Origin of the sequence: Vibrio iocasae (assembly GCF_042245395.1) — a bacterium.
GTDB lineage: Bacteria > Pseudomonadota > Gammaproteobacteria > Enterobacterales > Vibrionaceae > Vibrio > Vibrio iocasae.
Window position 1 is genome coordinate 3,199,281 of sequence record NZ_CP145311.1, and the last position, 13,094, is coordinate 3,212,374.

At 44.9% G+C, this 13,094-nt stretch carries 10 protein-coding genes; 1 reads left to right on the top strand and 9 read right to left on the bottom strand.

All coding sequences use genetic code 11. The features are described 5' to 3' along the window. Nucleotides 1–51: 51 nt before the first annotated feature. Nucleotides 52–1,395 carry a metalloprotease PmbA gene (pmbA, locus tag SNR28_RS24425; protein WP_375751497.1) on the bottom strand — a complete coding sequence of 448 codons (1,344 nt, stop codon included), beginning with the start codon at nucleotides 1,393–1,395 and terminating at the stop codon, nucleotides 52–54. A 128-nt stretch (nucleotides 1,396–1,523) separates the two neighbouring features. Between pmbA and yjgA the strand changes: the two genes are divergently transcribed. Next, nucleotides 1,524–2,051: a ribosome biogenesis factor YjgA gene (gene yjgA / locus SNR28_RS24430; protein ID WP_375751498.1), complete on the top strand. Its 528-nt coding sequence runs from the start codon at nucleotides 1,524–1,526 to the stop codon at nucleotides 2,049–2,051. Between the two features lie 247 nt (nucleotides 2,052–2,298). Here yjgA and tldD read toward each other — a convergent pair whose 3' ends face one another. Genes tldD through SNR28_RS24470 form a run of 8 tightly spaced genes read right to left on the bottom strand, consistent with a single transcriptional unit; the run spans nucleotide 2,299 to nucleotide 13,009 of the window. After that, nucleotides 2,299–3,744: a metalloprotease TldD gene (tldD, locus tag SNR28_RS24435; protein WP_375751499.1), complete on the bottom strand. Its 1,446-nt coding sequence runs from the start codon at nucleotides 3,742–3,744 to the stop codon at nucleotides 2,299–2,301. A 10-nt stretch (nucleotides 3,745–3,754) separates the two neighbouring features. Beyond that, nucleotides 3,755–4,573 carry a carbon-nitrogen hydrolase family protein gene (locus SNR28_RS24440; protein WP_375751500.1) on the bottom strand — a complete coding sequence of 273 codons (819 nt, stop codon included), beginning with the start codon at nucleotides 4,571–4,573 and terminating at the stop codon, nucleotides 3,755–3,757. A 12-nt stretch (nucleotides 4,574–4,585) separates the two neighbouring features. Continuing rightward, nucleotides 4,586–8,458, bottom strand: a complete 3,873-nt coding sequence (locus SNR28_RS24445; protein ID WP_375754169.1) for a YhdP family protein — start codon at nucleotides 8,456–8,458, stop codon at nucleotides 4,586–4,588. A 22-nt stretch (nucleotides 8,459–8,480) separates the two neighbouring features. Next, nucleotides 8,481–9,950, bottom strand: a complete 1,470-nt coding sequence (gene rng, locus SNR28_RS24450; protein WP_375751502.1) for a ribonuclease G — start codon at nucleotides 9,948–9,950, stop codon at nucleotides 8,481–8,483. A 17-nt stretch (nucleotides 9,951–9,967) separates the two neighbouring features. Then, nucleotides 9,968–10,552 carry a Maf family protein gene (locus SNR28_RS24455; protein ID WP_375751503.1) on the bottom strand — a complete coding sequence of 195 codons (585 nt, stop codon included), beginning with the start codon at nucleotides 10,550–10,552 and terminating at the stop codon, nucleotides 9,968–9,970. Between the two features lie 8 nt (nucleotides 10,553–10,560). Further along, the gene (gene mreD, locus SNR28_RS24460; RefSeq protein WP_375751504.1) at nucleotides 10,561–11,049 is read right to left on the bottom strand and encodes a rod shape-determining protein MreD; all 489 of its coding nucleotides are present in this window, start codon (nucleotides 11,047–11,049) and stop codon (nucleotides 10,561–10,563) included. Further along, the gene (gene mreC / locus SNR28_RS24465) at nucleotides 11,039–11,932 is read right to left on the bottom strand and encodes a rod shape-determining protein MreC (RefSeq protein WP_375751505.1); all 894 of its coding nucleotides are present in this window, start codon (nucleotides 11,930–11,932) and stop codon (nucleotides 11,039–11,041) included. Before mreC ends, mreD begins: the two co-directional genes overlap by 11 nt. A gap of 33 nt (nucleotides 11,933–11,965) precedes the next feature. Continuing rightward, nucleotides 11,966–13,009: a rod shape-determining protein gene (locus SNR28_RS24470; protein ID WP_277821545.1), complete on the bottom strand. Its 1,044-nt coding sequence runs from the start codon at nucleotides 13,007–13,009 to the stop codon at nucleotides 11,966–11,968. Between the last annotated feature and the right edge of the window lie 85 nt (nucleotides 13,010–13,094).

A 13,094-nucleotide genomic window follows, 5' to 3' on the forward strand; every position in this document is an offset into this window, starting at 1 on the left:
ACGAGGTAAACTCTTAGCCTATCGCCTATCGCCTATCGCCTATCGCCTAAATTATTCCCCTGCCACTTTCATGGACTCAAGAAGAATAGAGCCTGTCTGAATTTGAGAGCGAGTTTCTACATCGCTACCAACAGCAACGATCTGACTAAACATATCTTTCAGGTTGCCTGCAATCGTCACTTCAGATACCGGGTACTTAATCTCACCATTCTCAACCCAGAACCCTGCCGCACCTCTGGAGTAATCGCCAGTAACAACATTCACACCCTGCCCCATTAATTCAGTAACGAGGAAGCCAGTATCTAGCTCTTTTAGCATCTGCTCAAAACTTTGACCTGTAGACTGTACGTACCAGTTGTGGATGCCACCAGCATGGCCTGTCGGTGTCATATTCATTTTTCTGGCGGCATAGCTGGTCAACAAGTAAGTAGACAAGATTCCATCATCAATGATCTTACGATCTGACGTAGCAACCCCTTCGCTATCAAACGGGCTGGAAGCCAAGCCACGCAAGACATGTGGTTTCTCTGCAATATTGAACCAGTCTGGAAGAATTTTCTGACCAAGGTGATCTAATAAGAATGAAGATTTACGGTAAAGGTTACCACCGCTAATCGCCATCACCAGGTGCCCCATTAAACCTGTCGCGACATCTGAAGCGAACATGACCGGAAACTGACCAGTTTTAAGCTTTTGTGCATCCAGGCGGCTAACCGTTTTTTCAGCAGCCTTCAGGCCTACAGTCTCAGGCTTCCAGAGATCTTCTACGCGACGCGAAACCGTATAGCTATAGTCACGTTCCATCACTCCATTTTGACCTTCACCAATCACACAGCAGCTAACACTATGGCGGCTGGATGGGTAGCTAGCGAGTAATCCGTGGCTATTTCCGTAAACCTTGATACCGTAGTGGCTGTCATAGCTGGCACCATCACTCTGTTTAATCTTGTCGCTAAATTCAAGCGCAGCTTTTTCTGCTGAAATTGCAATTTCAGCAGCATGGTCGGGTTCAGGCTCATCTGGATGGAAAAGATCTAAGTCAGGTATATTTTGAACCATCAGCTCTTTTGGAGCAGGACCTGCGAAGGGGTCTTCAGAAGTATACTTCGCAATATCCAGCGCGGCCTCGACAGTTTGAGTAATCGCTTTTTCACTTAAATCAGAAGTAGAGGCACTACCCTTACGGTTACCACGGTAAACCGTTATACCCAAAGCACCGTCACTATTAAATTCAACATTTTCTACTTCACACATACGAGTAGAAACACTTAGCCCTGTCGTTTTAGTTATTGCGACTTCAGCGGCATCAGCGGTTCCTGTTGCCAGTTTTAATGCCTTCTCGACTGCTGCTTCAAGCTCAACTCTTTGATGAGCAACCTGCTGTTTTACGTCCATAATATTTTCTATTCTTAGATATATTTCCTCTAGGATAACAAGCTTTTCCCAATCTCCCCACAATTCTTGCTAAAATATGCTCAAGTAACATTGAATATCTCTCCACATAAGTTGAAGAAAGAAGATAAATGGCAAGAAAAAACCAAAAAGCTCCATGGGAAGAGGAAGAAGAAATCATCTGGGTAAGTAAAACCGAGATGAAGAATGACATGGAAGATTTGCAGAAATTAGGGGAAGAGCTGGTTGATATCCGCCCTGCTGCACTAGAAAAGTTTCCTCTACCAGACGATTTACGAGAAGCAATTGCAGATGCGCAGCGCTTTAAGAACGAAGCGAAGCGTCGTCAGCTACAGTATATCGGTAAATTAATGCGCAATATCGATCCTGAGCCAATTCAGTCCGCTCTGGATAAATTCCGCAATAAACATTCTCAGGCAACAGCTGAACTTCATAAGCTGGAACAGCTACGAGATAAGCTAATTGCAGAAGGGGACTCCGTTATCAATGAGATTTTGGAAATTTACCCTTCGGCCGACAGACAGCGTCTGCGTCAGCTTTACCTTCAGGCAAATCGAGAGAAGAAAGCAAATAAGCCACCAAAGGCTTTTCGCGAGATTTTCCAACTCCTGAAAGAGTTGAATGACGAAGAGATGTAATTTAACTCTGGCATGCATTCCCACGGTGACCGTGGGAACTAGCTGCCGAAATAATCTCTTCGAGCTTAGCTGATTACAGTTCCGCAAACCGCTATCATTTAAGAATTAATAGTGCACGTAGCTTAAATTGAGTTGGGCAGTTTCGTAATAAAGCCTGTTTTTCATGGATGAAAAACTCGGAGCCCACAAGGACGTCTCACAGCGTCTTTATGAAGAAATTGCCTGACTCAATTGATTACCAACACTATTACTCAGTACCACCAACGGTAATGGAATCCAGCTTCAGTGTTGGTTGACCTACACCTACAGGTACACTCTGCCCCGCTTTACCACACACACCTACACCGCGGTCTATACTTAGATCATTACCTACCATAGATACCTGCTGCATCGCTTCGATTCCCGAACCAATCAGTGTGGCACCTTTAACCGGACGCGTCACTTTGCCGTCTTCAATTAAGTAGGCTTCTGAAGTCGAAAATACAAACTTACCCGACGTGATATCCACCTGACCTCCACCAAAGTTTGGTGCATAAAGGCCCTTCTTAACCGTGGAAATGATCTCTTCTGGTGAGTGCTCGCCCGGAAGCATATAAGTGTTGGTCATTCGTGGCATAGGAAGATGCGCGTACGACTCTCTACGACCGTTACCCGTTGGGTTAACACCCATCAGGCGGGCATTCATCTTATCCTGCATGTAGCCTTTAAGAACACCGTTCTCGATAAGCGTGTTGTAGCGTCCTTCAACACCTTCATCATCGATATTCATCGAACCACGTCGATCAGACATAGTACCGTCATCAACAATGGTACAAAGGTCAGAAGTTACCTTTTCACCTACCTTGCCGGAGAACACAGATGAACCTTTGCGGTTAAAGTCACCCTCAAGCCCATGACCAACAGCTTCATGAAGAAGAACACCCGGCCAGCCTGAACCAAGCACAACTGGCATTGCACCTGCCGGAGCTGCATCAGCTTCCAAATTAACCATAGCTTGTCTGATGGCTTCATCTGCATAGAAGAACGCAACTTTCTTGCCATCCTGGACGTCTAAAAATCGCTCATAAGTATATCGACCACCACCACCTGAACTGCCTCGCTCACGACGGTCACCTTTAATGGCCAAGACCGTAATTGATAATCGTACTAACGGGCGAATATCAGCGGCGTAAGTTCCATCTGTTGCCGCAACCAATACCTGCTCATAAACACCGCTCAAACTCGCGGTTACTTCCTGAACCAAAGGTTCTTTGGTTCGGATATACACATCCAGCTCTTTAAGCAGATCTATTTTCTGCTGCTTCTCAAGGCTCTCTAGTGGGTTATCTGAGTTATAGATAGTCTGATTGGAGTTACGAGAAAACGCTTTAACCTGAGCATTTTGGCCTGCTTTAGCAATACCTCGAGCAGCAATCGCACTCTGCATAAGACTTTCAGCTTCAATCTGATCCGAGTAAGCGAAACCTGTTTTCTCACCAGTAACAGCCCGAACACCTACCCCTTGGTCAATATTGAACGAACCATCTTTAATAATACTATCTTCAAGAACCAGAGACTCGTGCCAGCTAGACTGAAAATAGATATCTGCATAATCAACCTGGCGAGTCGCAATAGCAGCTAAAGTATCTGCTACATTTTGTTCGGTTAAGCCAGTAGGCGAAAGTAGCGCCTGTTCTACACGAGTTATGGTCATTGTATACCTTTTAACTTTTTAGAATTGAGGTGAAACGAGCGTGCTCTGCTAATGGCATATTGGCACGAACCGTCTTTGTTATGTTGTGATCAATGTCAGTTACAAGTACACCGGACTTTTGATCGAGCTTCATTACCACATTTCCCCATGGGTCAATAATCATCGAGTGTCCCCAGGTTTCCCTGCCACATGGATGAATCCCACCTTGCCCACAAGCGACAATCCAGCACTGGGTCTCAATCGCTCTAGCTCTTAATAAAACCTCCCAGTGCGCCTTACCTGTGGTAGCGGTAAATGCCGCAGGAACGACAATAATATCTGCATCCTGCTTTCTGAGTTCAGAATACATATGTGGAAAACGGACATCATAACAGATAGATAGGCCAACACGCCCTAAAGAGGTATCAACCAAAGATAGTCGGTTTCCAGCGGCAAATGTCTCTGACTCACGATATCGGGAATGATTGTCTGCTACATCCACATCAAACATATGAAGTTTGTCGTAATAAGCAGCGAGTTCTCCGTCAGGATTGAACACCAGAGTTGTCGTCGTGACTCTCTGCTCCTGGCGGATAGGCATGCTACCGATAATCAACCATATCTGATGCTGTTTGGCTAAAGAGGCGAGCTGAGACTGTATAATGCCTTCACCCAGTATCTCTGCGTTTTTGTGGTAATCCTTCTTGTCACCAAACACAAGTGCATTCTCTGGAGTAAGCACTAACTTAACACCAGAGCTTGCAAGCACATCCAATTGCTCTTTTATATACTGCAAGTTTTCTTTAGGTTTTGGCCCAGAAGTCATCTGGATGATGCCTATTTTACTCATAGGGCTCCCTCCCTAATTGTTTCTGTTTTTGATCGAAGTAGGTACTTTAAATTCACCCTTATTTCTCGAAACTTCTCTAACAACTGGTGAATCCAGAGGCCCTTTCACTTCATATTGAACCTTTGTAAATACGTCAACCACCGGGGAAAGCACAGTTGAAATAGCAAAAACCAGAACCGCTGTCTGAGGCGTTACAGCAAATGCAGTAATCACCGGAATACCAGACGTAAGGTCAGGTACAAACTCAACTCTTGCATCGACAGTATTCTGATTCAAGTCCGCCATACCTTTTATACTCATATCCCCAGCGATGGCATCCATCTCGATGTCGTCGGTTTTAAAGATACCGTTATCGACTTTACCCGTACCGGTAATTGAGTTAAAAGCCAATCCTTTATCAAACACGTCCGTAAAGTCTAGCTGCATACGCCGGATGATCGAATCCAGGCTAAACAAACCTAATAACTTAGCTGCACCACTAACATCACTAATGATGCCTTTGCCAAACTTAGTACTGACATCCCCATTCAGAGTATCAACTTTCATAGACCAGGGTGAGCCCTGCCAATTAAGGTTACTCGTTAATTCAAATGGCGCTCTCTGAATACCGGAACTGATACCAAATCGCTCCATTAGATCAGTATTGTCATCACCTTTGACAAACATATTAAGCTCAGACTGACTATCTTTTTCAGTCAGTTCCCACCAACCGTTTATCTTTACCTGATTGCTACCGCTACTAAACTCAACATTATTCCACACCAATCTGTCTTGCTTTCTTTGAACGTCTACATTCGTGCGCCCAACTTTGTAACCTTGAAGCCAAAAATCGTCAATTGTCAGAGTCAGATTTGGCATTTGCTGGTGAAATGCTCTGTCGAATTCAGAAATCAGTGGCTGGTTCTCTTCAAGCTCAGCAACAGGTTGTTCTAGCTCAGTCTCATCTAAACTAGGAATAAATATATGAAGCCTTTCCAGAGCCACACTCAAGTCATAAGGCTCTAGATAAGTTGCTTTACCTTTCACTTCTGAACTTTCGATATCCATTTGCCACGAAAGTCCTCTTTTCTTGGCAGAAAAGTTCACATCGTTCCAGTCTATGGTCGCGAGCTTTAAGCTATCGACTGACATATTGATACGCTCAGGAGAAGGCAATTCAGGCGTATTCATTTGACTCAATACCGCATCGCTTTCCGTTTCACTTGCTGTCTGCAACATTGATAACCACTGATCCCAATCAAGTTTATCTGTTCGGACAGTAAGATGATGACCAACTACAGGGCTCACTTTAAAGCTTCCCCTACCCAATAGTAGGTTAGTTGCAGTAAGAACTGGCTTATTTTTTGTGATATCTATTTCAGTTTGATACTTCGCATTTGGCAATTGCAGTCTGGCCGAAATATTTTCCTGATTGCCCGACGCCTGCATACGAGCAGTCCACTTCTCACCAAGCGCTTTTGATAGTGGCTGAGGATACTTACTTGATACGAACTCAAGGTTAGCTCTAGTATCGATTTGGTAAGTAAAACCAACATCATTGAGTTGAAGATCGATATCCATTGACCACGGAGCATGCCCACCAATAGGATCTAACCAATGTTGCCCCACATAAGGTTCGAGAGGTTTAACTTCCCAGTCACCAACGAGGTCGATATTGACACCGTATCCTTTGTTCTGGCTCTCTCCTTTAAAGTCCACAGACACGGGTTGATCCAAAAGATTCGCCAAAAGCCCGGATGTTTTAACTACATCATTATCAAACTCTATCCTGCCACTCGCTTTGTTCAGCTTCATAGCTGGTGTCTCGATATCGATGGTATTGTTTTTCAGGTCGGCATAACCCCAGGCGCGTGTTTCTTTCTCTTCTGAGAATGGAATATTGAGCTGGAATTCAGATTGAACGTCGCCTTTGACCCGCACAGCGGTAAGAGCTGCACCAACAGAATCAACAAGAGGCGTTGCCATCATATAATCTCTGACCGCATTTCCTTTCGCGGTAGCCGCGGCCTCAATTTCAATATGCCCGTCAGGCCCAAGACTCGGAATACGCCCGGTAATCTTATCGGCTTTTACATCCATTAAGGTTGCCTGGTTGGAGCTTAGGTACATCGACTCATTTTCAAACAACAAATCTAGTTTAAGTTGTTCAATCGTAGGCCATGTTGTTAAGAAGCTGAACTGAGCATCTCGCAACCCTACTTTCGCCTGAAACACGCCTTTGTTGTTGAGGTAAGGGAAATCCTCAATGCTACCGTGCCAAAGTATCTGAGCAGTTTTCGCCTTACCACCCTGTATTGCAGTGGAAAGGTAGTTGGTCAGTTCCTGTCCCAGAGCCAGTGTCGGCAAGTAACGCCAGGTTTCTCCCGCATTGTAGACATCAGCTTCAGCATAAATTGCTAAGAATGGCGAAGCATCATTAAGGAAATCGAGACGAAACTCTCCAACAGCCTGCACGTCTGGAGACGCAACCGTCACTCTGTCCGACCAAAGCTTCCAACCTTGCTCATCGCGCTCCCAGACAATATCTACCGCACCCTGTTTGATTACCATCGGAGCCTGAAAAACATCTCCAAAAGGCAAGATGTCATCGATCAGATTCAGATTTGCCTGAAGCTTGTTTTTGTTCCCTGAGATCACTGCAGAGAGATCATGTATTTCCGGTAAGAGATACCATTGCTTCATTCCACCACGGCTTAATGTGGCGGAGTAGAGTAATTCTCCATTGTCAGCACCGTTTGACACTCTAATGTCTTCAACCAGACCGCTAGGTCCAAGTTTATCAATCCATTCAGTTACGGTTTCAGAATCCGGCATTAGATGAACGAGTGGCAATAACGAATCGATATCCAACTGGGATATATTTAACCGCCAATTGTTCTGCTTCCACTCGAAAGCAACGTCAAAATCTGGCCAGGGTTCATCATCGGTTCTCGCCAATAACGAGTGGCCACTCACTGTCCAGCCATTTTCAATATCAGTCGGACTTAGTCTGAATATCCCTTTCTCAAGGAAAAGCGTATGTTTTCGTTCGTCTTGCTGCCAATTGAGTTCAGAAGGAAGAAGCTCGACGTAGGCGTCAACCGGTCTGCTATGCTCTAACGTTAACCAACTACTAAAGCTCACGTTACCACTAGTAATCCCGGTCTCTTCTTGGAGGTATTGTGTCAGCCAGGGTGCTACACGTATGTGCTGTGCTTTTACATAGATGTCCCCGGAGACATCATACAAAGAACCGTGATCATAAAAATCTGCAACCACTGCCAGGCTGTTGATGTGGCTATCGGTAATACTAACCACACCATCGATACGATGTCGGTTGTCAGTATTGTTCCAGGCTACATTCTCAATATCGAGCTTGCGAACCTCTCCGGTTAGCGACTGATATTTGATCTGAGAGTCGACCAGATTAAAGTCTTGTAACTGCCTGAAAAGTAACTTTTCTATCTGCTTGACTATTGAGTGTGAATCACCCTGATGCTCTGCTTCTGCTGGGCTGTTTTCTGAGCCTCCCAGTATATCGACATTACTGATATCAAGCTTCAAGCCATGTCCGGTAAGCACCGCAACCTTGGGCTTAAGCGTGCGCAAAGATTCAATCAGATCGACTTCAAGCTGAACTTCTTCTACAGAAAAAGAAACCTCGCTGGCGCCTTCAAACTCAGCTTCAAGATTCTTGAGGGAAATAGAGGGGTGAGTATTTCGCCAGTAACCTTTTACGCTACTGACTTTAAAAGGAATACCCGTTTCTGATTTAACCCAGGCCTCAATATCATTTTGGTATGCATCAAGGCGTGGTAGAGCGATACGCAGGGTAGTAACAGCAATGGCAAGTGTGACCAATACCGTTACTACAATCCACAATAAAAAGCGCCCAAGGCGGGTCATCCAGTTGGCCACAAAGGCTCCATTACATCATGACAACGTCAAACTGTTCCTGCATATACAGAGGTTCAGCCTGAATTTTTACTTGTTTACCAATGAACACTTCAAGTTCTGCCACTGCGTGTGACTCTTCACCTTCCAGTGTTTCCGCAACGAAAGGAGATGCATAGACGACAAACTTGTCAGCATCGTAAGCACGGTTAACTCTGGTGATTTCACGCAGAATTTCGTAACAGACGGATTCGACAGTTTTTACCGTACCTCTCCCCTCACAAGTTGGACACTCATTACATAGGACATGTTCAATACTTTCACGGGTTCTTTTACGAGTCATCTCAACTAAACCGAGCTGGGTAAATCCATTGATATTAGTCTTAACCCTGTCAGCCGATAAGGCTTGTTCAAGTGAAGCAAGAACGCGATTACGGTGATCTTCTGAAGCCATATCGATAAAGTCGATAATGATAATACCGCCCAGATTTCTCAAACGAAGCTGGCTTGCTATCGCCTGAGTGGCTTCTACATTGGTATTGAATATGGTTTCTTCCAGGTTTCGACGACCAACAAAGGCTCCGGTATTGATGTCGATAGTGGTCATGGCTTCCGTTTGATCAATGATCAGGTAGCCACCAGACTTCAAAGTAACCTTTCGATCCAGAGATCGCTGAATCTCATTTTCAGCATCGAACATATCAAAGATAGGTTTATCACCTTCATAAAGCTCTAGCTTATCTGCAAGTTCAGGGACAAACTCCGAAGTAAACTCTTTCAGGGTTTCAAATGCTAACCTTGAGTCAACTTGTATCCGGTTAAGTTCAATACCAACAAAGTCTCTAAGAATTCGTTGTGCTAAACCTAGCTCACCGTACAGTGTAGAACGAGTCTTATACTTGCTTTTACGCTCAGTGATTTTATGCCAGAGTCTTTTCAGGTATCTCGCATCCTGGGACAGTTCTAAATCATCAGCACCTTCAGCTGCGGTACGAATGATAAAGCCACCGTTTTCATCACAGTACTCTGCTACATTCTTTTTGAGCCTTTCACGCTCTTTTTCACTTTCGATTCGCTGAGACACACCGACGTGACTAGCTCCAGGCATAAAGACCAAATAGCGAGAAGGAAGAGTGATATCGGTAGTCAGACGAGCACCTTTGGTACCGAGAGGATCTTTTACCACCTGAACGACAATATCTTGCCCCTGTCGAACAAGTTCTGAAATATCTCTTACCTGAAACTGCTGCTTCTCATTCTCAGCAACACATTCAGTATGAGGGACGATATCTGACGCATGCAGAAATGCCGCTTTCTCCAGCCCGATATCGACAAATGCAGCCTGCATTCCAGGTAAAACTCTGGATACACGACCTTTATAAATATTACCTACGATTCCCCGGCGAGCTTCACGTTCAATATGAACTTCTTTTAGGATACCGCCTTCTATCAGAGCAACCCTTGTTTCACTTGGGGTTACGTTAATCAATAACTCTGCACTCATGAGCGCCTCTCATTAATCTAGATAAATTCGTGCAAGAGCTGGTCAGTTTCCATTAGAGGCAGGCCAACTACCGCATGGTAGCTGCCTTCAATTCTTGAGACAAATCGCCCGCCTACTCCCTGGATTCCATAACTACCAGCCTTATCGCATGGTTCACCAGATGCCCAATAGGCTCTGATTTCTTCTTCTGATATTTCTCTGAACCATACGTCTGTAATAATCAGGCGTGTTTTAGTCTTGTTGCTGTCCGCAACCGTTACTGCTGTCATAACCTGATGCCGCCCCCCTGATAGGGACAACAACATTTGCATCGCATCATCCAGATGCTCAGGCTTTTCTAATACCTGATCACCCAGAACGACAATTGTATCTGAACCTATGACAACACTATCTGCTTCAGTAGCCAGTTTCATACCAGCCAAAGCTTTCTCTTTAGAAAGTCTTTTCACGTAATCCTGAGCACTTTCTTCTGGATTACGGTTTTCTGGAATATCTGGCTTAACAATGGTGAAAGGAACGCCAAGCAAAGAGAGAAGCTCTTTTCTTCGTGGAGAACCTGATGCCAAATAGAGTGATTGCGAACCCTTTTCTGATGCGGACACAATCCCTCCTACCTAATATGCCAGTGACGACGCACTCGTCTTAACAACAAGAATAACCAAGGCCATAAGATACAGTTTACTAGACCTGCCCAATATGACATCGGGTTGAAGGTCACATCCTGGATAAGATACTCACCGCCAAACTCAAGTAATTTAGCTGCAATCGTGAAAAAGCCAACCAAAATAGCTTGCTGCCAGAGAGCCATATTTCTTAGCACTAAGAAGTTGGATGCAACAATATAAGTTACTACTGACATAACAATACCGCGTATGCCCAGCGTTGAGCCTAACAGGAGATCCCATAAAAGCCCTAGCAGAAACGCGGTACCTACATTTACTCGATGTGGAAGCGCTAAAACCCAGTAGAATGTCACTAACAACAGCCAGGACGGACGAAATAGATCCATTTCACCTGGCCATGGTATTGTCTGAAAAACCAAAGCTACGAGGAAAGTCACCCAAATAACGACTTTACCACTGAAAATATTACTCTTCACCGGACTCTCCAACTTGTTGGTTTTCTATCGTATCCTGAGACTCAATAACTTGATGCTGTCTGTCTCCATTCGGCCAGATCAATAGCAAATATCTCAGTCGATCAAACTGCACCGCTGGTTTCGCTTTGATGTAAGCAAACTGTCGACTGTTGTCGTTATCCACTTCTTCTACATAACCAACCGGATAACCTTCCGGATAGATTCCCCCAAGGCCAGAGCTGATAAGCATATCACCTACCTGAATGTCTGTACTTAACGGAATGTGTTCCAGGTAGACAGAGCCAATATCACCATTTCCCGATGCAATAACACGAATGTCATTTCTGACAACCTGAACAGGTATCGAGTTGTTTGAGTCGACAAGCAGCAAAACCCTGGCGTTATGTGCGGCAACAAAGGTGACCTGACCAACAATGCCACTTTCGTTGATTACTGGCTGGCCTACATAAACACCATCGACATGCCCTTTATCGATAACGACCTGATGACGATATGGTGATGAATCGACCGCCATTACCTCTGTCACTACCTTCTTCTCATCTCTGACGAAGGAAGAGCCAAGTAACTTACGTAGTCGCTGGTTTTCTTCTTTGTACTGCTGAAGCAAAGATACGTCGCTCTTAAGGCGTAACATCTCTCGCTTCATCGCATTGTTGCTTTCCAGTAATGACTGCCTGTCATTCAGGCGTTGATAAAGGCCATCGAACATGGTTCGCGGCATGTCAGCAAGATACTGAATCGGGGATACTGCACTGTTTAGTACGTAACGAACATTATGGAAGGCGTCAAGACGACTATCAGCCAGCATAAGGCTGGCTGATAAAACTACTGAAATTAGTAGGCGTAACTCCAGGGATGGTCCCCGGCCGAAAATCGGTTTCATTCCACTTCACCCCAAACTGGACTGTGAATGGAATTACTCTTCACTGAAAAGATCGCCACCATGCATGTCGATCATTTCCAGAGCTTTACCGCCACCTCTTGCTACACAAGTCAGAGGATCTTCAGCAATAACAACCGGAATACCTGTCTCTTCCATCAGAAGACGATCCAGATCTTTAAGTAATGCACCACCACCTGTCAGAACCATACCGTTCTCAGAAATATCTGCCGCCAGTTCTGGTGGACACTGTTCAAGCGCAACCATTACCGCTGACACGATACCTGTTAGTGGTTCCTGCAGAGCTTCAAGAATCTCGTTAGAGTTCAGAGTAAAGCTACGTGGCACACCTTCAGCAAGGTTACGACCGCGAACTTCAATCTCTTCAACTTCATCACCAGGATAAGCTGAACCGATTTCGTGCTTGATCTTTTCTGCAGTTGCTTCACCAATCAAGCTTCCGTAGTTACGACGCACGTAGTTGATGATTGCTTCATCAAAACGGTCACCACCGATACGAACAGAGGATGAGTACACAACATCGTTTAGCGAGATAACCGCAACTTCTGTTGTACCGCCACCGATATCGATCACCATTGAACCTGTTGGCTCTGATACACGCAGACCCGCACCAATTGCTGCCGCCATTGGCTCATCAATCAGATAAACTTCACGAGCACCGGCACCCAAAGCAGACTCTTTGATTGCACGACGTTCAACCTGAGTTGAACCACAAGGAACACAAACCAAAACACGAGGGCTTGGCTTAAGTACACTATTGTCGTGAACCTGTTTAATGAAGTGCTGAAGCATCTTTTCTGTCACATAGAAGTCAGCAATAACACCGTCTTTCATTGGACGGATGGCAGAAATTGAGCCAGGAGTACGACCCAGCATCTGCTTAGCTTCATGACCAACAGCAGCGACGCTTTTTTGGCCACCAGCGCGTTTCTGGCTGATTGCTACAACAGATGGTTCATCAAGAACAATGCCTTGACCTTTTACATAAATAAGAGTGTTGGCTGTACCTAAGTCTATTGACAGGTCATTTGAAAACATGCCACGAAGTTTCTTAAACATACTCTTCGCTCGTTGGATAATATTAGAAGACAAAATTGCACTAAATGTACCAATGCCTTGCCATTACAGCAAGGCATTGAAGCAT